This window comes from Rhodococcus opacus (assembly GCF_012396235.1).
Classification (GTDB): domain Bacteria; phylum Actinomycetota; class Actinomycetes; order Mycobacteriales; family Mycobacteriaceae; genus Rhodococcus_F; species Rhodococcus_F opacus.
Genome location: NZ_JAAXPA010000012.1, coordinates 161,674 through 182,408, shown reverse-complemented (window position 1 = coordinate 182,408; position 20,735 = coordinate 161,674). Strand labels below are relative to the sequence as shown.

At 64.8% G+C, this 20,735-nt stretch carries 22 protein-coding genes and 1 pseudogene; 19 read left to right on the top strand and 4 right to left on the bottom strand.

Annotated elements, in window-relative coordinates; translation table 11 throughout:
* The first annotated feature begins 150 nt into the window (after positions 1-150).
* Entirely contained in the window at positions 151-321 is a 171-nt protein-coding gene (locus HGB39_RS18455) for a hypothetical protein (RefSeq protein ID WP_005573499.1), read from the top strand.
* 341 nt (positions 322-662) lie between these two features.
* Here the strand turns inward: HGB39_RS18455 and HGB39_RS18450 are convergent, their stop codons facing one another.
* Positions 663-1,328 (bottom strand): GntR family transcriptional regulator, encoded by a 666-nt coding sequence (locus HGB39_RS18450; protein ID WP_043793485.1) that lies wholly within the window; start codon positions 1,326-1,328, stop codon positions 663-665.
* 261 nt (positions 1,329-1,589) lie between these two features.
* On the opposite strand from HGB39_RS18450, the gene HGB39_RS18445 reads away from it, so the two are divergent.
* The 14 genes from HGB39_RS18445 to HGB39_RS18380 all read left to right on the top strand — a co-directional run bounded on the left by HGB39_RS18445 (position 1,590) and on the right by HGB39_RS18380 (position 14,767).
* Positions 1,590-2,318: a carboxymuconolactone decarboxylase family protein gene (locus HGB39_RS18445; protein ID WP_005573501.1), complete on the top strand. Its 729-nt coding sequence runs from the start codon at positions 1,590-1,592 to the stop codon at positions 2,316-2,318.
* 196 nt (positions 2,319-2,514) lie between these two features.
* A complete protein-coding gene (locus tag HGB39_RS18440; protein ID WP_005573502.1) occupies positions 2,515-3,870 on the top strand; it encodes an MFS transporter in 1,356 nt (451 codons plus the stop codon).
* A gap of 63 nt (positions 3,871-3,933) precedes the next feature.
* Entirely contained in the window at positions 3,934-5,562 is a 1,629-nt protein-coding gene (locus HGB39_RS18435; RefSeq protein ID WP_063885225.1) for a class I adenylate-forming enzyme family protein, read from the top strand.
* Positions 5,550-6,557, top strand: a complete 1,008-nt coding sequence (locus HGB39_RS18430) for an alcohol dehydrogenase catalytic domain-containing protein (protein WP_005573504.1) — start codon at positions 5,550-5,552, stop codon at positions 6,555-6,557. The genes HGB39_RS18435 and HGB39_RS18430 overlap by 13 nt, the downstream gene beginning before the upstream one ends.
* A gap of 125 nt (positions 6,558-6,682) precedes the next feature.
* Positions 6,683-7,357 carry an HTD2 family dehydratase gene (locus tag HGB39_RS18425; RefSeq protein ID WP_247607454.1) on the top strand — a complete coding sequence of 225 codons (675 nt, stop codon included), beginning with the start codon at positions 6,683-6,685 and terminating at the stop codon, positions 7,355-7,357.
* 27 nt (positions 7,358-7,384) lie between these two features.
* Entirely contained in the window at positions 7,385-8,308 is a 924-nt protein-coding gene (locus HGB39_RS18420; RefSeq protein ID WP_005573506.1) for an SMP-30/gluconolactonase/LRE family protein, read from the top strand.
* Entirely contained in the window at positions 8,305-9,408 is a 1,104-nt protein-coding gene (locus HGB39_RS18415; protein ID WP_005573508.1) for a CaiB/BaiF CoA transferase family protein, read from the top strand. Before HGB39_RS18420 ends, HGB39_RS18415 begins: the two co-directional genes overlap by 4 nt.
* Before the next feature lie 10 nt (positions 9,409-9,418).
* Positions 9,419-9,820 (top strand): Zn-ribbon domain-containing OB-fold protein, encoded by a 402-nt coding sequence (locus HGB39_RS18410; RefSeq protein ID WP_005573509.1) that lies wholly within the window; start codon positions 9,419-9,421, stop codon positions 9,818-9,820.
* A complete protein-coding gene (locus HGB39_RS18405) occupies positions 9,817-10,974 on the top strand; it encodes a thiolase family protein (protein WP_064080317.1) in 1,158 nt (385 codons plus the stop codon). The genes HGB39_RS18410 and HGB39_RS18405 overlap by 4 nt, the downstream gene beginning before the upstream one ends.
* The gene (locus HGB39_RS18400) at positions 10,971-11,549 is read left to right on the top strand and encodes a Rossmann-fold NAD(P)-binding domain-containing protein (protein WP_005573511.1); all 579 of its coding nucleotides are present in this window, start codon (positions 10,971-10,973) and stop codon (positions 11,547-11,549) included. The genes HGB39_RS18405 and HGB39_RS18400 overlap by 4 nt, the downstream gene beginning before the upstream one ends.
* Positions 11,546-12,292: an SDR family NAD(P)-dependent oxidoreductase gene (locus tag HGB39_RS18395; protein ID WP_005573512.1), complete on the top strand. Its 747-nt coding sequence runs from the start codon at positions 11,546-11,548 to the stop codon at positions 12,290-12,292. Before HGB39_RS18400 ends, HGB39_RS18395 begins: the two co-directional genes overlap by 4 nt.
* A 30-nt stretch (positions 12,293-12,322) precedes the next feature.
* Positions 12,323-12,994, top strand: a complete 672-nt coding sequence (locus tag HGB39_RS18390) for an NIPSNAP family protein (RefSeq protein ID WP_043793486.1) — start codon at positions 12,323-12,325, stop codon at positions 12,992-12,994.
* A 280-nt stretch (positions 12,995-13,274) separates the two neighbouring features.
* The gene (locus tag HGB39_RS18385) at positions 13,275-14,399 is read left to right on the top strand and encodes a thiolase family protein (RefSeq protein WP_005573514.1); all 1,125 of its coding nucleotides are present in this window, start codon (positions 13,275-13,277) and stop codon (positions 14,397-14,399) included.
* The gene (locus tag HGB39_RS18380) at positions 14,399-14,767 is read left to right on the top strand and encodes a Zn-ribbon domain-containing OB-fold protein (protein ID WP_005573515.1); all 369 of its coding nucleotides are present in this window, start codon (positions 14,399-14,401) and stop codon (positions 14,765-14,767) included. Before HGB39_RS18385 ends, HGB39_RS18380 begins: the two co-directional genes overlap by 1 nt.
* Before the next feature lie 37 nt (positions 14,768-14,804).
* Here the strand turns inward: HGB39_RS18380 and HGB39_RS18375 are convergent.
* From HGB39_RS18375 to HGB39_RS18365, 3 genes and pseudogenes are all read right to left on the bottom strand, one after another.
* A pseudogene (locus tag HGB39_RS18375) lies at positions 14,805-16,018 on the bottom strand (transposase); the annotation flags it as partial.
* A 218-nt stretch (positions 16,019-16,236) separates the two neighbouring features.
* On the bottom strand, positions 16,237-17,235 hold the full coding sequence (locus tag HGB39_RS18370) for a PHP domain-containing protein (protein WP_005262376.1): 999 nt from the start codon (positions 17,233-17,235) through the stop codon (positions 16,237-16,239).
* A gap of 45 nt (positions 17,236-17,280) precedes the next feature.
* Positions 17,281-18,156: a LysR family transcriptional regulator ArgP gene (locus HGB39_RS18365; protein ID WP_005561659.1), complete on the bottom strand. Its 876-nt coding sequence runs from the start codon at positions 18,154-18,156 to the stop codon at positions 17,281-17,283.
* Positions 18,157-18,228: 72 nt separating this feature from the next.
* Here HGB39_RS18365 and HGB39_RS18360 point away from each other — a divergent pair, with 72 nt between their 5' ends.
* The 4 genes from HGB39_RS18360 to HGB39_RS18345 are packed head-to-tail and all read left to right on the top strand — an operon-like array spanning position 18,229 to position 20,606.
* Positions 18,229-18,849, top strand: coding sequence for a LysE/ArgO family amino acid transporter (locus tag HGB39_RS18360; RefSeq protein WP_005561660.1), 621 nt, complete (start codon positions 18,229-18,231; stop codon positions 18,847-18,849).
* A 47-nt stretch (positions 18,850-18,896) separates the two neighbouring features.
* The gene (locus HGB39_RS18355) at positions 18,897-19,478 is read left to right on the top strand and encodes a hypothetical protein (RefSeq protein ID WP_064080315.1); all 582 of its coding nucleotides are present in this window, start codon (positions 18,897-18,899) and stop codon (positions 19,476-19,478) included.
* A complete protein-coding gene (locus tag HGB39_RS18350) occupies positions 19,478-19,882 on the top strand; it encodes a TIGR03668 family PPOX class F420-dependent oxidoreductase (RefSeq protein WP_005561665.1) in 405 nt (134 codons plus the stop codon). Before HGB39_RS18355 ends, HGB39_RS18350 begins: the two co-directional genes overlap by 1 nt.
* A 55-nt stretch (positions 19,883-19,937) precedes the next feature.
* Positions 19,938-20,606: an SDR family oxidoreductase gene (locus HGB39_RS18345; protein WP_005561667.1), complete on the top strand. Its 669-nt coding sequence runs from the start codon at positions 19,938-19,940 to the stop codon at positions 20,604-20,606.
* Positions 20,607-20,735 lie beyond the last annotated feature (129 nt).

The following is a 20,735-nucleotide window of genomic DNA, read 5'->3' as shown; positions in this document are numbered from 1 at the left end:
CGAACCCGCATCACCAGCCGCGAGGAGACCGACGTTGACCGATGAGGACGACCGGCGTGCCATCACCGCGGCCATGCAGCGATTGTTCGCGGGACACCGCTGCGCTCGTCGGGCAAGCTCGACATCGTCAGCCTCGCGCAAGAAGCTGGAGTGAAGCGAAACAAGCTGACCCACAAGCATACCGACCTCAAGGATCTCTTCTACGCGCAGCGACGAACCCGCGCCGGCGTCCCCGACAACGAGGTCAAGCTTCGTGAGCAGATCGCCGCCCTGAAGACCAACCAGTCGCTGCGAGACGCGAACGAGACCGCTACCGCCTGACCAGCGAAACGTTCGCTCGCGCGTTGCACGTACTGACCATCGAGAATGACAACTTCCGCCGCGACGCACGCAACCGACCGCCGCACCTATCAAACCGCTCCGACCATTCGCGCCTGGTCGATCACCTCGAGCCTGGAACGTCGCAACCAGGTAAGGAGTAGCCCCGGAGGTCGTTGACGGTTGTTCTGGCCGGGCCAGACTTGGCTCGTCCCCCATACTGATCCGGGGACATCGCGGTGGCCAGGTCGGAGCGGGAGTTAGCCGACAGGTGATCCCGATTGTCCAGAGTGTCCCGATTGACGCCCCGAACGCAAATCATCACCGGACGAAAGAATGGACGACTAACTGGCATCTTCGATTCCTCGGTTACCGAGAAATTCACGTAGCTGGTGGCCGGAATGGGAGATTAGGTGGGACATCGATTGCTCCGCTGCGTCCGGATCGCGGCGACGTAGCGCGCTCAGGACTTCCCGGCGATGGTCCGATGACGGGTACTGATGATTCGTGGCAAAGAACCGGCTCGGTACGTAGAACAGTGTATTGCTCAGCAGCAGTCTCAGCTTCGGGGAACCCGCGCTCTTGTTGATGATTCGATGAAAGCTGTCGTTGAGATCTTGGACGGTCTCACTGTCTCTCCGCGCAGCTGCCTGATCGATCTCGTCGTGCATCTGTGTCAGATTGTCGAGCTGGTCGTCGGAGAGGTTCGTGGCGGCGCGACGCGCCAGTTGTCCTGCCAGGAACGCTTGGGCGAGGAAGACGTCTTCGATGTCTTGATCGCTGAGCGCCAGAACGCGGAAACCTTTCCGGGGCTCGAGACTCAAGAATCCCTGGCCACGTAGCGCCTGCAGGGCCTCTCTGACTGGAGTCGGGCTGACACCGAGATCCTCGGCGAGGTTCTCGGCACGTACTCGAGATCCCGCGGGGAACTCGCCCGTAAGAATCTGTTCTCGCACATAGGATTCGACTTCGGTTGATAGCTGCGCACGTCCGACAAAGGCCTTGGGCATTTCATGTCCTCTCCATTGTCGGAGGGCGGCGACTGTCCGCGCTCCCTGGGCGCAGACAGATCCATTTAGAACCATACCTACGCCTTGGCTATCACTTTCTATAGATAATAGAGTAGCGGTAGGGGCCTGATCTAGCCAAGTCCGACTACTCCTGCCTGCCAGGCCAACACTGCGCCACACCCGCAGAAAGCCATCCACCGCCCCTCCGCGAGCGCGGCTGACCTGAGGCAGGCACTGCATTCGAACCGAGAGGACCACACGATGACAAGAGCCGAGACCGCCGACGAGGGCCGCGAGACCAGGGTTTCCTCGCGGGTATCGAAGGTATTCGGGTCCGTTACGGCGCAGTGGGAACAATTGATGGCGCTGGATCCTACGTTCGCGGACGCCTTCTCGAGATTTCTCGAGGCCGCTTACGACTCGGACGAGTTGCCCCCGCACATCCGCGAATTGCTGCTCTTGGCACATGATGCCTCGGTCACCGTCCGCGACCAGCGTGGCGTCGAACTTCGAGTGAGGCGAGCGTTGGATGCCGGCGCCTCCCGCCGTGAAGTCCTCGACGTGCTACTGCTTCTACCGTTCGTGGCGCTCCACGGCGTGACAGAGGGGCTCCCTCTCGTGTATGACGTCAACTCGTACGAGGTCCCTGCAGCCACCAAGGGCGTGTATTGGCGCCCGTTCGAAAACAAATTTCCGGGCGTGCACGGCATGCTCGCCGAGGAGTTGCCCGGGTTCTTCGACGCCTACCGCCGGCTCGGGCGTGCGGTGTGGGAGCACAGCGAACTCGAACCGAAATGGCGCGAGTTGGCGCTTGCGGTGGCCGACATGTCCACGACTCACCTGTTCTCACAAGGTGCTGCACTTCACGTGGAGAACGCACTGCAGTACGGCGCCACGCGCCGTCAGGCGGCGGCCGCACTGGCTCTGACGGCGGTGTTTGCGAACACTGCTGTCGAACTGGGAGTCGCAGCGCTGGAGTCGACCGAATAGGCATAGTCGCTGGTCACTCCAGTTGCGGGACCAATGACGCAACCCGTTTGACTGATCGATGCTGGGGCCGGTCGCGATGCGAGGCCGCTAGGCCACAGCAGTAGTTGTGGCGGTAGCAGCGACCACGAGCTCTTGACGTGACGCCGATCACCACATATAAACTCTTTTCTATAGAAAATTCGGAAGAGAGTGTGAAATGGCGAGCAATACAGTTTCCCGACCCCCAAGTCAACGTCGACTGATCATCGCGGGGATATCCACCTCCACCATCGAGTACTACGACTTCCTGCTGTACGGGACGATGGCCGCGCTGGTGTTCAACAAGGTGTTCTTCCCGTCCTTCAGTTCGGCTGCAGGAACATTGGCCGCGTTCGCAACCTTCGCGTTCGGGTTCATCGCCAGGCCGATCGGCAGCCTGGTCTTCGGGCGGATGGGGGACCGCCTCGGGCGTAAGCGGACCCTGATGATCTCCCTGACCTTGATGGGGTTCTCCACACTGGCCATTGGCCTGATGCCCACCTACGAGATGATCGGAATCGCAGCACCGTTGCTGTTGGTGGCGATGCGGTTTCTCCAGGGTCTGTCCTTGGGCGGCGAGTGGGCGGGCGCCTCGCTGGTGTTGATCGAGAATTCGAAACCCGGTCGCGAGAACTTCATGGCCAGCATGGTTCAGATCGGCTCGCTGGGCCTGGTGCTCTCCTCCCTGGCCACCACATTGGCATCGAAGTTCACCGGCGAACACTTCATCACCTGGGGGTGGCGACTGCCATTCCTGCTGGGCTTCGTGATGTTCCTGTTCACCTTCTGGATTCGCCGCAACATCGAGGACAGCGCCGAGTACACCGAAGCCAAGGCGCAGACGGCACCGGAGGCGCAACTGTCGCTGGCGAAGACGTTGACCTCCTACTGGAAGCCGATCGTGCTCGGGTTCTTCGTCACCGGCGGCGGCGTGGTCGTGTACTTCACGATCACCACGTACGGAATCGCCTACGCGACCACGTCTCTGGGGTATAACCGCACATCGGTTCTCGATGCGTTGACGCTCGCCGCCGTCGTCTACTCCGTCGCGATTCCAGTCGCGGGGTGGTGCGCGGACCGATGGAGTCCTCGGATCGTACTCGTCACCGGCTTCGTGTTCGGCGTGCTGCTGTCGTTCCCGTTCTTCTGGCTCCTCGGCCTCGGCGTCATCGGAGTCTTCGTCGGCCTCGCCATGTACCTCGCTTTGTCTCATGCCCTCATTCAGGCACCGCAGGCGGTCGTCTATGGACGTCAGTTCCCGCCGTTGGCTCGCTACACCGGCACCGCTCTGAGTCACGCGCTTCCCACCGCGGTCGTGGGCGGAACCGCGCCAGTGGTCGCTCAGGCTTTGTTGACCGCCACCGGCTCCAACCTGGCGCTTTCGATCTACATCTTCATCATGGCGTCGTTGGGCGCAGGGGCGGCCTACCTCTTGACGGCGCAGGACTCCGTGGCTCGGAGGCAGGCAAAGGTGGCTCAGCGCGGCATCGCCGAGAAAACGGTCTCGGGCGACACCCTGGGCGCCAAGCGATGAGGTGGTTGGAAAACAATCCACCGACGGCTATTATCTATAGAAAATAGTATGTGAGGCAGTGTGATGAACGAACCTGTACCGGCCTCTACGACGGTCGCTGTATCGACAGTGCCATCGGCGTTCGAGGCCTACGCGACTCAGTCCCCAGACCACCCGATCGTGATCGACGACGTCCGTGCGGTCACGGCACGCGAGATGTACGACTACTGCACTCGGCTACAGGCAAACCTGGAACATCTGGGTCTTTCCAAGGGTGACACCGTCGGAATCCTGATGGGAAACAGCTGGAAATGGGTTGCTGCAGTCCTTGCTGTCACCCGCGGGGGAATGATCGCAGTCCCACTCAACACCTGGTACAAGGCCGCCGAACTCCGTTCCGCCAGCGCGAAAGCGCATCTGCGAGCCCTCATTTCGGAACCCGACCTGCACGGCCACGACTACACGGCAATCCTCGCCGAGGCCGACCTGGTCGATCCGGACTGGTCCCGGCGTTATCTCGGGACCTTCTTCTGGGCCGGCCCTGATCTCCCCACAGGGCTCGATCGCACAATCGGGCACCCGGTGCCTCCGGCACACATCACGGAGTCCGACACGGCGATGTACGCCTTCACCAGTGGCAGCAGTGCCGAACCGAAGGTTGTCATACTCGAACACGGCGGCCTCGTCCGCAACGGCCAGGCGATGGGCGCGCGGATCGGGGTGACCGAGGAAGACAGAATCTGGTTCGCTGCACCGCTGTTCTTCGGCCTCGGCTGCGCAAATGTGATCCATGTGGCGCTCACCCACCGTGCCACCCTCTGCCTCCAGCGTAGATTCGAGCCGGCTTCGTCGGCACAGTTCATCGAACGGGTGAAGTGCACTGTGTTCTACGGACTGGGCCCACTCATTCGCGGCCTTGCCAAGCAGCAGCAGACACAACCCTTCGATCTGTCCAGCTTGACCAAGGGCGTGATCGGTGTGACTGCGGAAGACAAGCGAATCGCGATCGATACCCTCGGCCTGCGCGGAGCGCGTAGTACGTATGGCCTCACCGAATGCTATGGACTCGCAACGATGACCGAGCCCGGCGACGATGTGGACACGCTCGTCCAGACTCAAGGAACCGTGCTCGACACCCAACAGATCCGGTGCACCGACCTCGAGACAGGCGAACCCATCGAGGTCGGCCATCCGGAGCAGCTCGGGGAAATCGAACTGCGGGGGATCGTGACCCCCGGCTATCTGAACAACGAGGACGCCAATGCCGCATCGTTCACCGATGACGGATGGTTTCGTACCGGCGATCTCGGTTGGCTTGACAGCGATAGGCATCTGCACTTCGCCGGACGCCTCAAGGAAGTGGTCAAGGTCAACGGGATCACGATATCGCCCGCTGAGGTCGAGGATTTCGTCGCTCGTCATCCGGACGTGGAGGACGCGTTTGCGTTCGGCTGGACGAGTGTGTCCGGTGACGAACAATTGTGTTGCGCGATCGTACTAGCGGCGCGACACGACGCAGATGCGGAGCAGTTGTCGGAGGAGCTGAGGCAGTGGCTCCGACAGCGCATCTCCTCGTACAAGGTCCCGTCGCGGTTCGTGTTCCTCGACGCAGACAAAGTGCCGACCACCTCCACCGGCAAAGTCAGCAAGCGCTTGATCGGTGAGCAGTTCATCGATCCTCAGATCCAGGAGGCCAAGTCATGCGCCAAGTAGCCACACCGGAGTACGGCGGACCCGAGGTACTCGCGCTCGGCGAGACCGACCGCCCGTCACCCCGCGGCACCCAGGTTCTCGTCGCGGTCGAAGCCGTCGGTGTTTGCGGACACGACATCGCCGACCGCGCAGGTTTGACCAAGATTTCACTACCTCACGTGCTGGGCCATGAGGTGGCGGGCCGCGTCGTCGAAATCGGGGAATCGGTCACACACGTCGAGCCAGGCGATCGGGTCGCGTGCAAACAACACCACACATGTGGATGGTGCGGTCCGTGCCGAACCGGACGCGAACTCGACTGCACGAAAAAGACATTCGTCTACGGTGGCTACGCAGACTTCATTGTGCTCGAACAGGACGCCCTCGCTCAGGTCCCCGACAACATACCGGCACAGGCAGCAGCCATCGCCGCGTGCGCTGTCGGCAGCTGCGTCCAAGCCCTGCGCGGTGCAGCACACCTTCGCAGCGGCGAAACGGTCCTCGTCACCGGCGCAGGGGGAGGACTGGGCATCCATGCCCTGCAGGTCGCAGCGTCGATGGGCGCCCACGTCATCGCGCTGACATCCTCGGCGTCGAAGTCCGACGCCCTCCGTGCGCACGGAGCACACGATGTCGTCATCACCACCGAGAACCCCAACACCCACATCGCGGACCTCACCCACGGACGCGGCGTCGACGTCGTGCTCGACAACGTCGGCCTGCCGACGGTGTTCGACACCGGCTTCAAAGGCCTCGCACAGCGCGGTCGCTACGTGTTGACAGGCCAACTCGAACGCCAAAAGATCAGCGTCTATCCCGCCTTCGTGTTCTTCAAGGAAGCGGTGATCACCGGATCCGCATCGACATCGACGGACTCGTTCCTACGGTCACTGGAACTGCTCGACTCCGGCCAGGTGCGGGCAGTCACAACCGACTACACCCTCGACGACGTCGTTGGTGCTCACCGTGCCGTCGAGAAGTCCTCGGTTGTCGGACGCGCGGTGCTGGTTCCATGACCACAGTCACCTCCCTCCCACGCACGGACCGGACCGAAACACTCGGTGCGGCCCCGGCCCGGGAGTTCGTCGCGCTTTTCGGACTGGATGTGGACTACCCCGCGGACGGAACTCCGGTGCCGCTGATGGGACATTGGATGTACCTTCACGAGCACCCGTCCCCGACCCAGCTGGACGCTGCTGGACTTCCGACTCAATCGGACATCCTTCCACGGCCGGAGCAGGGAACCAGGCGCCTTCTCGGGGGCGGCTCGATCGAATTCCACCATGACTTGCTTCTTGGTGTGCCGGCTGTACGGACTTCGCAAGTAACTGGAACGAAACACGTTCGGGGACGCAGCGGCACGTTCACCATCACCACGCTCGAGCACCTGATCTCCCAGAAGGGGCGAGTCTGTATCCGCGAGCAGCAAGACGTCATCGACCACTACGGGCCACACACCACGGCGACGCCTCAACCAGCTGCCCCTGCGGCGTCCGGCGTTGCGCTGCCCATTGACACGACGACGCTGTTCCGGTTCTCCGCACTCGTGCGCGCATCCCACCGGATTCACTGGGACGAGAACTACGCACGAGACGTGGAAGGCTACTCGGGTCTGGTGGTGCCCGGCCCCTTCCAACTGATCGCCGCAACCCACCGGATCCGGACGCTTCGGCAAAAACCCATCCGGCATGTGTCGTTCCGGTACACCTCACCTCTGACTATCGACCAAGGCATGGTCCTGTCGTGCACGGCCAGAACAGCTCTGGTCACCGATTCGACAGACCGTGTGACCAGCCGGATCGAGATCCTCGACTGACATCATCAACCACGACAAGGAACACCAGTGACGAATCAAGCACAGACCGAGCGAAAACTGGTCCTACCCGATGGCGCCCGTCTCGTGGCCTCCGGTCTCGGCTTCACCGAGGGACCCGCGCTGCTGCCTTCCGGTGAGGTGGGCGTTGTCAGCATCAACCGCGGAATCGTCTACGCCGTCGATCTCACCGCCGAGAACGCCACACGAACGATCGCAGAAACCGGTGGCGGACCGAACTGCTTGGCGGTGGGCATCCAGGGCAAGATCTGGGTAACCCAGAACGGCGGGACGGCGATGCCGTCGAAGTCCGAAATCTCTGCCGCACCCTCGATTCAGCAGATCGTCGACGGCACGGTGACAACCGTCCACGAAGGCGACGTATCCTCGCCGAGCGACTGCATCATCGACAATGCAGGGCGGATCTGGTTCACCGACCCCTGCGGGCACTCCGACGACGGAGGTGATGGCCGAGGAGCCCTACGCATTCTCGACCCCAGCACCAACACGGTGACGACCGCACTCGACAGGCTCCGATTCCCGAACGGTCTCTGCTTCGGAACCGACCCCGCGCAGATCTATGTCGCCGAAACGCTGCGCGGCGTCGTGCGCCGCTACCACGTCGACGGAGCGCGATGCGAGTGGGACGGCTGGGAAGTCGCCGTCCCCGGCGGGACCCCGGACGGAATCGCCCTCGACAGCCAGGGATGGCTGTGGGTGGCAGGTGGATCCGGAGACAATGTCGTCGCGCTCGATTCCGATGGCCGAGTCGTCCGTGAATTAAATTTCGGTACAGGTGTTCTCGTCACAAGTGTCTGCTTCGCGGGAGCGGACCTCGCAACCCTAGTCGTCACGGTTGCCAAGGGCGGGTCGGTCGTTGCGATGCCTGCCGTCCATCCCGGGCTACCGCTTCTTCCGGCCCGGTCGGACGTAATCGTAGGAGGCAGGCAGTGAGCGTTCGTCCCTACGAGGGAATCCGCGTCCTCGAGTTCGGAGGACTGGGGGCCGCACCGTTCGCGTGCAGTCTCCTCGCCGACGCCGGTGCCGAAGTATTCCGCATCGAGCGGCCGGGCAGCGCCGCCACACGGCCCTCGTTCACGCTGCGCGGTCGCACCACGGTCGAAGCCGACCTCAAAAGCGACAGGGACCGAGCACTCGTCCACGAGCTCGCGGTGTCCGCCGATGTTCTGGTCGAAGGATTTCGTCCCGGCGTGATGGAGCGGCTGGGTTTCGGACCGGACAAGCTGACGGCCGCCAACACGGCACTCGTCTATGCCCGCATGACCGGATGGGGTCAGACCGGTCCAGCCGCACACGAGCCCGGCCACGACCTGAGCTATCTGGCCATGGTCGGGGCGGCCCGTTCGATCGCGCGCGAGGGACACGACCCCGTCCCGCCACTGAACATGGTCGCCGACTACGGCGGAGGACTGATGCTCGCCTACGGTATCGGCCTCGCATTGTTCGAGCGGACCCGTTCCGGGACCGGCCAGGTCATCGATGCTGCGATGACGGATGCAGCGCTTCTGTTGATGTCCGGGCTCTGGCAGCGCAAGGCTGACGGGCAATGGTCCGACGTACCGGGCACCAACGACATGGATTCCGGTGCTCCGCACTACAACAGCTACCGAACCAGCGACGGACACTACATGGCCGTCGCTGGAGCTGAACCGAAGTTCTACGCCAACATGACTCGGCTACTGGGTCTCGAGGACGCGCTCGACGGCGCCCGTGAAGACCGGACGAAGTGGCCCGCCGCGAAACAGAAGATCGCGCAAGCCTTTGCCACGAGAACCCGGGCCGAATGGACCGAACTGTTCGCCGGAGCCGAAGCCTGTGTGGCACCGGTCAATGCTGTCGACGAAGTCGCCTCCGATCCGCACGTTCGCGCCCGATCGATGTTGGTCGAGCGCGACGGCGCCGTGTTCCCGGCTGCCGCGCCGCGCATGAGCAGGACCGGTCCCGAACTCAGCGACACCGGAGCACGACGCATCGATCTCGCCACCGCTGCACACAACTGGTGCACGCCGGCCATTCCCACCGCGACACACTGAAGGAGGTCACATGAGCACCGACACGTTCGACCTGCCCCCACTGAGGGACGACCTGTTCACCACCGAACCATTCGCACTGATCGGTTCAGCATGTACGCAAGGACACGTCTCGTTTCCTGCTCGGGACTTCTGCCCCCGCTGCTACACCGATGATGTTCACACCGTGGAGCTACCGCAGGAAGGCACCCTCGAGAGCTTTACCACCGTCCACCAGGCGCCCCCCGCCTTCGCCGTGCCCTATCAGCTGGGGTTCGTGCGGTTGGACGGGCCGGTGGTACTCCTCTCGCGCCTGAAATTCCCGCCTGGACTCAGTCCACAAATCGGGCAACAGGTCCAGCTGGCGGCCGACGAGACAACGATCGACGGGCAGCCCCATCTGAGCTTCGCCTTCGTCCCCAAGGAGCAGTCATGAATGCGAACGCCGTACACGCAGTCGGCGTCGGGATGGTTCGATTCGGCAAGTACCCGGCCGAGGTGACCCTCGAGAAAATGGCTGTCGAGGCCGCACGTACGGCTCTGTCCGAGGCCGAGTCCCTCCCACACGACATCGATGCGCTCTACCTGGGAACCGTTCTCGGAGGTTCGGTTGCCGGACAACGCGTAGCGGCTCAGCTCGGGCTCGCCGGTCAGCCCGTCACCAATCTCGAGAACGCATGCTCGAGCGGAGCCACCGCGCTACGCGTCGCGTCGATGGCTGTTGCCGCTGGCCAGCACGACCTCGTCCTCGTCATCGGCGCCGAGAAGATGACCGACCGAATCAAGGGCGGAATCCTTGCCGACCGCACCGACCTGGATGCGGCGATGGGCATGGTGATGGCAGCCAACCACGCCATGAGCGCCCGACGATACATGCACGATCACGGAGCAACCCGCGCGCAGATCGCGAGCATCGCCGTCAAGAACCACGCACACTCGGTACACAATCCCTACGCCCAGTACCAGCACGCGGTGTCCCTGGGGCAGGTCCTCGAAGCACGGACCATCGCTGATCCACTCGGACTACTGGACTGCAGCCCGATCAGCGACGGCGCCGCCGCGATCGTCATCGCGAACCAAGCCGGCCTGACACGGCTTGGACTCCGCGCGGGAGACAACCCGAAGATTCTCGGGTGTGGCCTCGTCAGCGGCACAGTGCGCGACGGCGAACGCTCGATCAACGAAGAGGACATCTCCCGCCGTGGCGGACAAGCCGCATGGGAGCTGACCGGGATCGGTCCGGACGACATCGACTTCGTGGAGATGCACGACTGCTTCACCATCGCCGAGATCGTCCGAATGGAAGGTCTCGGTCTCATTCCCCGTGGAGAGGGAGGGCGATGGGCAGAACAGGGCCACACCGCCCTGGGCGGCAAACTCCCCGTGAACCCGTCCGGTGGCCTGCTGTCGCGAGGACACCCTGTCGGTGCGACCGGAGTGGCCCAAGCCTGCGAGCTCACATGGCAGCTTCGCGGTCAGGCCGGAGCCAGACAAGTCGAGGGCGCGCGTACTGCCCTTGCCTATTGCAAGGGGGGAACAGTCGCCGGCACCGACGGTGCCTCTGTGACGACGCTGGTGATGCAGGCATGACCAACGCCACCCGTTCGACGCGTCCCACCACCGCCCTCGTCGGGCTCGAAGGCGAACACCCAGCTGCCCTGGCAAGCCGCTTGGGGTTGGAAGCCGGTTCACTCGCCAACGTCGCCGACATCGATGCGCGTCACCAAACCGTCATTCTCGTTCGGCCTCCGGCACCGCAACCCTTCTCCTCGACAACCGACCACGACCTCGAGTCCGTCGAGGCTACGTTCTTCGCCTTCATCCACGCACTCCAGTGCGCAACAATCGCTGTCCGGGAAAATCGAGAAAGCGAGTCCCACCACAGCATCGCGATCCTGATCCCTTCAGGCGCAGCACTGGGGACTCGGGACTCGGTGTTGCCGAGCATGCTCGTGGGAGCCGTCCTGTCCTTCACACGCACCATGGCCATCGAGCTGAAAAAGGATGCCATCACTGTCAATTCCGTCTTGTACGGCAACCTCGACGACGACGCAGAGGCAGCCACGATCAGCACCCTGCTCGAGACGTATCGGACTGCAACCACACTGACAGGGCAGGAAACCTACACCTCCTCCGGTCCGAACCTCGGAAGGATCAAGCCGTGAGCACAGCGCACAGCAGAGTCGCCCTCGTCACCGGTGCGGGGAGCGGCATCGGACGAGCAATTGTCGACCGACTGGCCGACGAGGGCGCCACGGTTCTCCTCACCGACCTGCCCCACGTCATCGACAGTCTCGATACGACGGCACTTCCGCCCGGAGTGGAGACGCACGCTCTCGATGTCCAGGACGCCACTTCGCGTGGGGCGGTGATCGACACCATCACCGAACGACACGGCAAGCTTGACATTCTCGTCAATTGCGCCGGTGTGGGTCGTGATGCTCGCCTGACGAACATCAAGGATGAGGATCTCGCGTTCACCTTGAACATCAATCTCTTCGGCGCCTTTTCTCTGATTCGTAGGGCACTGCCCCTGATGAAAGCGGCTCGCGGCGGCGCGATCGTCAACATCGCATCTCGGGCGTGGCTGGGCATCTTCGGTTCCGGTGCATACTCGGCGTCGAAGGGTGGCTTGATCGGCGCAACCCGGTCATTGGCACTCGAAGTGGGAGAACTCGGTATCACGGCGAACTGCATTGCCCCGGGTTACATTGCGACACCTCTGTCCGCCACGCTTCCGCACGAGGTGCTCGACAAGACGCTGCGCTCGATCCCCGTACATCGGGGAGGTGTTCCGGAGGACATTGCCGCTACGGTGCGGCACCTCGCACTCGAAGGTTCGTACATGACGGGTCAGGTTCTGACGGTCTGCGGCGGCAGATCCATCGGCGATCCCACCTCCCGCTGAGCACGGGACAGAACCAGAAGGAGAGCAGAAGTGAATCCACAACAGCCCGAGGCGATAACAGGCGACGACCAGCCAGCCGATGTCACAGCAATCCGTTATGAGTGGACCACTCTGCAATTCTCCCTGGTGGATCAGACCGAAGTAGCGAAACAGGCTGACGCCTGGGCTTTGAACGCGGCCGACGGCGGAGAATATCTCGGGGGGTGGTCGGCAGAGAACGGCAGACTGGGACAGATCTGGGTTCTGCGGCGTTTCGACAGGATCGATACGCTGTTGGCCGCTCGCGAGCAGCAACGCCTCCACGGCCACCCTCTTTCACAGGTTTCGTCGGTCCGGTCGCTCTCCGTCGAGACATTCGCCGCCTTCCCATTCGTACCGACCGTGACCGCCGGATCTCACGGTCCCGCCTACGAGATCCGCGACTATCGTCTCGTCCCGGGTGGGTTGCCGGCGACCATCACCGGATGGCGAACAGCGTTGCCACGTAGGCACTCCATCGACCCCATCGCGGTCGTGATGTACGCACTCGACGGCGTCGACCGGATCATCCACATCTGGCCCTTCGACTCTCCGAATGAGCGTGTGGCAAAACGCAAGCAAGCGTATGAAGAGAAGGCCTGGCCCCCGCCTGGAGCACCCGAGGTGATCGCTGACGCAGATTCGACGATGGCATGGCCGTTGCCGCAATCACCGCTGCAGTAGCGAATGGCAGGAGCCCGCGGCGGCTCCTGCCATTCGCACGGGCGACCCAGGGGGAAGGCTGCGGATTGCACATCATCAAAACTCTGCCCCGACCGCATTCTCGCGACCAGCGTGGCCCTGACGTTGATCGCGACTGTCATGCCGCGACCTACTCCCTCATAGCGGCATCCCAACCAGAGCGAGGTCATGCCGAATCTTACGACCACTTCGGCACTGCTTGCGAAATGCTGCCGCCCGAGCCCAGTTCCGGGCGGGGTTGCACTCACGGCGGGGAGAGCGCATGAGCGACATCAAACCGGCGGTGGTCGGAGTCGGCACCACGACCTTCGGCAAACTACCGGGACACACGGCCGCCGATCTCGGCGCGTGGGCGCTGACTGAGGCCCTCGCCGACGCCGGGATCTCCGCCACCGACGTCGACGGGCTGGTCACCAGCCGGGTCGGCTATGAGTCCATCGCCGCCGACATGGGGCTGCGCCCGCGCTGGGTGAGCAGCCTGCCCGCAGAAGGACGTATGTGCGGAGTGGCGGTCCATCAAGCTGCCGCGGCGATAGCCACAGGTGAGGCACATACCGTGGCGTTGGTCTATGGCAACGACGGCGCCACTGCCAGGGCCACCTACGGCGGAGCCGGTGAGGCGTACGGCACGGCCACCGCGCTCACCCTTCCCTACGGCCTGACCTCGCCCGGCGCGTTCTACGCGCTAATGCTGCAGCGCCACCGCCACCTGTACGGGACCTCCGAGGAACAGCTCGCCACCATCTCGATGACTTTCCGAGGGCACGCCCGCCTCAACCCGAACGCGGTGATGCGCAAGCCGATCTCGCTGGCGGACTACCTGACCTCCCGCTACGTCGTCGAGCCGATGCGCCTGCTCGACTACTGCCTGATCAACGACGGCGGTGTCGCGATGATCCTCACGGCCGGGGACCGCGCCCACGACCATCCCAAGCCGCCGGTCCACGTCCTCGGCATTGCCCAGCGCGCCCAGCTGGGCAATTCCGACTTCCCGCCCGAGGATTTCTGGGCCGGCGCGATCCGCGAGGTCGGCGACCGCGCCCTCGCCCAAGCCGACCGCATCCGCAACGATATCGACGCGCTCATGATCTACGACAACTTCAGCTGCAACGTGCTGTTCACGCTCGAGGGTCTCGGCTATTGCGGCATCGGCGAGGGCGGGACGTTCATTCAGGGCGACCGCCTAGCGGTCGGTGGCCCGCTGCCCACCAACACCTCCGGCGGACACCTGTCCGAGAGCTACATGCAGGGTTGGGGAATCAGCGTCGAGGCCATCCGGCAGCTACGTGGCGAATGCGGGGACCGGCAGGTCCACGGGGCCCGCACGATTCAGTATGCCTGCGCATCCCCAGTCGTCAGCTCAGTAATCTACGGAATGGACGCCTGATGCTCGAGCCCTACACCGACGGACTCGCAGCGGGTGAGCTGCGCACTACCCGCTGCACCGCGTGCGGAAGGGTGCAGTTCCCGCCTCGGAGAGTTTGCCCGCAGTGCGCCGCTGTCGGCACCCGGGAGTGGATCACGGCGAGCGGCCGCGGCACCGTCTGGTCCTTCTGCCTGTTCCACAAGGCATACTTGCCCCCGCCCGCGCCCCAGCCGCCCTACACAGTGGCGGTGGTGCAGCTCAACGAAGGCTCCAAGCTGATCACCAACGTCGACACCGACGAGCTGCGCATCGGGATGCGGGTCCATGCGGTGTACTCAGCCGAGAACGGCGGGCCCCGAGTGCTGTTCCGGCCGGAACGGGCGACCTGAATCCCCATCCGACAACTTCGACGCAACATCTGCAGGCACAACACGCTAACTCTCCAGGGAACGTGCGCCATTCGCCGCGGGCCTGGTCGAGTCCGCGGAGCAACAATTGTTTTGGCGTTCTGCAGGGTGCTCATCTGACCCGAAGACCGGTTCGACGATGGCCTTGCGGCGGGCGTATGCGTTGCGGCCCTTCCGGGTGGCCCGGCTTGCGTGCCATTCGTTGCTTGCCGTTCGCGAACTTGGGGATTCGCCCGCGCGGCGCGATCGGTGGCGGGTCGTCACGGCGCCGGCGTCCGGTCGCGACAAAGAACTCGGTGCCGTGTTCGTCGGCGAACTCGGCGGCGCGGTCGAGGTTGTCGGCCGAGCAGTAGCCGGCGTCGGCGAGGACCTGGTCCGGGACTTGCCCGGTGTTCGCCGCGGTCTGTTCGGTCATCGGCATTAGATTTGCCGACATCGGCGGCGTTGGTGTTCACGTCGGTGGCCACGATCACCTGATGTTTCTCGTCGACCACGGCCTGCGCGTTGTAACACTGCTTGAAGGTCGCGTCGCCGGTCAGCATGATCTTCGAGTCCGGATCGGAGAAACCCGCGTTGCGCCTTCGGTTTCGGCGTCGCCTTACCCGCCGCGCCCGTGCCCGCCCCCGCGGCGGTGTCGTCGTCGCCGCCGCGGTTGTTCCGGCCGAAGCGGGCGTCTTCGGCCTTGTCGATCCGTTCGGCCTCGGTCAGCAGGGCCGAGACCTCGTCGGCGAGGACCTTCTCCTTCTCCGACATGCGGGCGTAGCTCATCGCCTTGCGTTTGGAGGCGTTTGCCCGCACCTTCGTCCCGTCCAGGGCGACCCGGCCCAGCCGGACCATGCCCGCGGCCTGGCACAACGCCAATGCCTGCACGAACAGGTGGCCGAGCGCGGACAGGTGCCGCTTGCGGAACTGGGCGATCGCCCGATAGTCCGGGGCCGCGCCCGCGGCGAGCCACCGGAACGGCACGTCATCGACGCATTTGCCCTCGATCGCCCGAGACGAGCGCACCCCGGTGGTGTATCCGTAGAGCATGATCCGCACCATCAGCCGCGGATCATAGGGTGGGGCGCCGCGGCCCTCGGTGTAGGCGGCGCGGATCCGGGACAGGTCCAGATGCTCGTCGACCAGCTCGGCGATGAACCGGGCCAGATGCTCGGCCGGCAGCCAGTCGTCGAGCGACGGCGGCAGCAACAACCCCTGTTCCGGGTCGAACGCCCGGAACGTCTTGTCCACCGGCCGCTTCGGCACCCCGAAATCGGGTTCGATCCGCTGCACAGGGTCGGTCTACCTCGAACAAACCACCATCATCGAGATCATCAGGCACGCCCCATCATGTCGCATACCCGACCATCACCCGAACACCCCGCCCGGCGTGTTACCGACCCACGCTCCTAGGCCTTCGGCCCGTGCGTGGTTGACGAGTCCCTGAACTCGTCAAACACTCACGAGCGCTACTTTGCCCATTCCAGCAGGTCGTCGGCGGACCACGTGTTCACGACGCGGTCGGCCTCGACACCGCATCGCATCGCCCGCTCGCATCCGTACCCCTGCCAGGCGAGTTGCCCGGGGGCGTGCGCGTCGGTGTCGATCGAGAACAGGCACCCCACGTCGATGGCCAGATCGATGAGACGGCTCGGCGGGTCGCGGCGTTCGGGACGGCTGTTGATCTCGACGGCGGTGCCGTTGTCGCGGCAGGCGGTGAACACCTGCTCCGCGTCGAACGTCGACTCAGGCCGGGTCCCGCGCCCACCTTCGACGAGTCGGCCGGTGCAGTGTCCCAGCACGTCCACCAGCGGATTCTCCACCGCCCGGACCATCCGGCGGGTCATCGCCCCGCGCTCCGCCCGCAACTTGGAGTGCACGCTGGCGACGACGATGTCGAGTTCGTCGAGCAGGTCCGGATCCTGGTCGAGTGAACCGTCGTCGAGGATGTCGACCTCGATGCCGGTGAGGATGCGGAACGGTGCCAGTTCCTCGTTCAGTTCGGCGATCACCTCCAGCTGAGAACGCAACCGCTCCGCCGACAGCCCGTTCGCGACCGTCAGGCGTGGCGAATGGTCTGTCAGAGCACAGTATTCGTGACCCAGAGCGGCCGCGCTGCGCATCATCTCGTCGATGGGGCTGCCGCCGTCCGACCAGTCCGAGTGCGTGTGCAGGTCGCCTTTCAGCGCCTCCCGCAGCGCACCGCCGCCGATCGGCTCCGCGTTCTCCCGTAATTCCGCGAGATAGACGGGCACGCCGTCGAGCGCCTCCCGGATCACTGTGGCCGTCTTGGGTCCGATGCCCGGCAGGTCCTTCCAGCTGTCGGTGCGCTGCCGGACGTCCCGCTGCTCCTCGGACAGTTCGGCCACCACGTCGGCCGCGCGGCGGTACGCCTTCACACGGTGTGTCTCCGCACGCGACCGTTCGAGCCAGAACGCTGTCTCTCGCAAGGCCTGCACCGGGTCCATCGGGCTGTCGGCGTCCATGTCTCCAGTGTTGCGCCCACCCGGACGTCACCGCAACGCTTCGCGCGCCCCGTCCCGGACCGCGGTGGTGAGCGCCGCGAGGATCGGCGAATCCAGTTTCCACCGCTGCCAGTACAGCGGGACGTCGATCGGGCGGGACGGGTCGAGTTCGACGAGCCCGTGGTTGTCGCCGGTGTGTAATTCCGGTAGCAGTCCCCAGCCCAGTCCGTGGCGGACGGCGTCGGAGAACGCCGAAGACCCGGGAACGAAATGTCGCGGCGGCTGCAGTCGGCGCCGTGTGAATCCGCGCAGGAACCGGGCCTGCAGTTCGTCCTTGCGGTCGAAGTCGAGCATCGGTGCCACCGCGAGGGCATCCGGTGTCGGGCCGTCCGGGAGCCAGCGTTCGGCGTAGTCGCGGCTGCAGAGCGCCCGGTACCGCATCGACCCCAGCTTCTCCACGGTGCAGCCCTGCACCGCCTCCGGGACGGACGTCACCGCGGCCATCACCGTGCCCTCCTTCAGCAGGGTGGTCGAGTGGAATTCGTCTTCCCGATGCAGGTCGAACAGTGCCCGATGCTCCGGCGCCAGGCGGGCCAGGGCCGGAATCATCCACGTGGACAGCGAATCCGCGTTGACGACCAGCGACAGCGTGCTCGTCGTCGCCTCCTCGGGATTGAGGGACGACATGGCCTCGCGCTCGAGGTGGGCCATCCGGCGGGCGAGCGTGAGCACGACGTGACCGGACTCGGTGGCCCGGACCGGCTTGGCCCGCTGCACCAGGACGCGTCCCACCTGCTGCTCGAGTGCCTTGATCCGCTGGCTCACGGCGGACGGCGTGATGTGCAGTACCCGCGCCGCGGCGTCGAAGGTGCCCTCGTCGATCACGGCGGCGAACGTGCGGAGCGAAGCCAGGTCGAGGTCCATATGAAGCGATGCTAATGGCAATGAAGGATAATTAGCTGGATTGATGGCCTCGGGCTTCGTAGCGTGGTTCTCATGGATCTCACCCCTGCCTTGCTCACGGCGGCGGCCGGCTTCGGTACCGGCCTGTCGCTGATCGTCGCGATCGGCGCGCAGAACGCGTTCGTCCTGCGACAGGGGATCGCGCGCAAGCACGTCCTGCCGGTGGTCGTGCTGTGCGCCGTATCGGACGCCGTGCTCATTGCCGTCGGGATCAGCGGGATCGGCGCCGTTCTCGCGCACGCTCCGGCCGCCATCACCGTGATCCGGTGGGCGGGTGCGGCATTCCTCGTCTGCTACGCGGTACTCGCCGCTCGCCGCGCCCTGCGCCCCGGAACGCTCGATGCCACGCAGGAAATCGGATCGGCGACCCTCGCGACGTCGATCCTCACCTGCCTGGCACTCACGTGGCTCAACCCGCACGTGTACCTCGACACGGTGCTGATGCTCGGCTCGGTGGCCAACAACCAGGGCGATTCGGGCCGGTGGCTGTTCGGCCTCGGTGCCGCCACCTCGAGCGTCGTCTGGTTCCTCGCGCTCGGGTACGGTGCCCAGTTCCTGCACCGCGTGTTCGCCCGCCCCGGCGCGTGGCGCGTGCTCGACGCCGGGATCGCCGCACTGATGCTCACCCTCGGCATCACCCTCGTCACCACCTAGTCAATATTTGGTTGACAAGGTGACTCTTGTCAACCAATACTTGACACATGCCGGATGCCGCGCTCACTCAACTGCTGTCGGACGCGATCGCCAAGGCGGACCCCGAGATCGACCCGGGGCTGGACCACGACCCCGCCGCCTACCTGGCGCTCGTCCGGCTCACCTCGCAGGCACGGGAGTCGGTCGACGAACTGCTGGTCTCCGCGATCGCCGCCGCGCGCTCCGCCGGGCACAGCTGGGACACGGTCGGCGCCGCACTCGGCATGTCGCGGCAGGCGGCGCAACAACGCTTCGGCAAGCGGATCGGCGACGCCCCCGACACCGACCCGGACGGCCGGACCCGCCGGCTCACCCCGCTCACCGCGTTCAACGAGATGCGCATCCTCAACCACGCCGGCTCGTACGGCTGGCACTCCGTCGGGTTCGGCACCCTGTTCCACACCGTCCGCAAGTCCGAGGAGCAGTGGGAGCACACCCGCGTGTCGGCGCCGGCGAGCCGTCAGAAACTCGAGGCCGACGGCTGGCAGAAGGTCGGGACGCTGTGGTTCCCGTGGGCCTACTTCAAGCGCCCGTTGGGCATTCCCGCCCTCCCGGAACCGGTGAGCGGCGACTACCTGATGGAACCGTGATGGACGCCGTCGCGCGATTCGCGGCCGCCCGCATCGCACGGCTCGCCACGGTCGGGGCGGACGGGGTGCCGCACCTCGTCCCGCTCGTCTTCGCGCTCGACTCCGACACGATCTATTCCTGCGTCGACCACAAACCGAAGCGCAGCACGGCATTACGGCGCCTGACGAACATCGCGGCCAACCCCGCCGTCACCCTGCTCGTGGACCACTACGACGAGAACTGGGACCACCTGTGGTGGGTGCGGGTAGACGGTCGGGCCGAAGTCCTCACAGCCGACTCCCCGGAGGGCGGCGCCGCGATCGACGTCCTCGCCGCGAAGTATCCACAGTACGTCGACCGCCGCCCGGACGGACCGGTGATCGCGATCCACGACCTGGCGTGGCACCACTGGTCCGCCCTGTGAGTACTTATTAACCGCCCGCGGTTGATAAGTACTCACGGGCGCTAGCCTCGACAGCATGCCCACAGCCCTGATCACCGGCGCGAGCCGTGGCCTCGGAGCCGCCATCGCCCGCGAACTCGCACCGACCCACGACCTCCTGCTCGGCGCCCGGTCGCCGGAGTCGCTGACCGGCATCCTCGACGAACTGCCGGGCGCCACGCCCTGGCCGGTCGAGCTGACCGATTACGACGCGCTGGCGGCTGCGTGCGCCCCGATCGAACGGCTCGACGTGGTCGTCCACAACGCCGGCGTCGCCGATCTCGCGACCGTGGGGGAGTCGACCGTCGAACAGTGGCGGCACACGCTCGAGGCGAACGTCATCGCGGTGGCCGAACTGACCCGGCTGCTGCTGCCCGCCCTCCGGGCCGCGGGTGGGCACGTCGTCCTGATCAACTCGGGCGCCGGGCTCCGCGCGAACGCCGGCTGGGCGTCGTATGCGGCGAGCAAATTCGCCCTGCGGGCGTTCGGTGACGCACTGCGGCTCGAGGAACCGTTACTGCGCGTCACGTCAATTCACCCCGGGCGGATCGACACCGATATGCAGCGCGCCATCGTGGCCGGCGAGGGCGACGAATACCGGCCGGAGAAGTATCTGCAGCCGTCGACGGTCGCAAAAGCCGTGCGCAACGCGGTGGAGACACCGGGTGACGCGCACCCCACAGAAGTCGTGTTGAGGGTGCGCTGACAGCGAAGAAACCTGCGTGAGATAGATCACAGATTGATCTCACAGAAAGGCTTTAAGCTGCTCACAATTAGTCGCCCTACAGTTCTTCTCATCAGCAGAGGCCGCAAACGTGAGTCAGGATGAACGAGC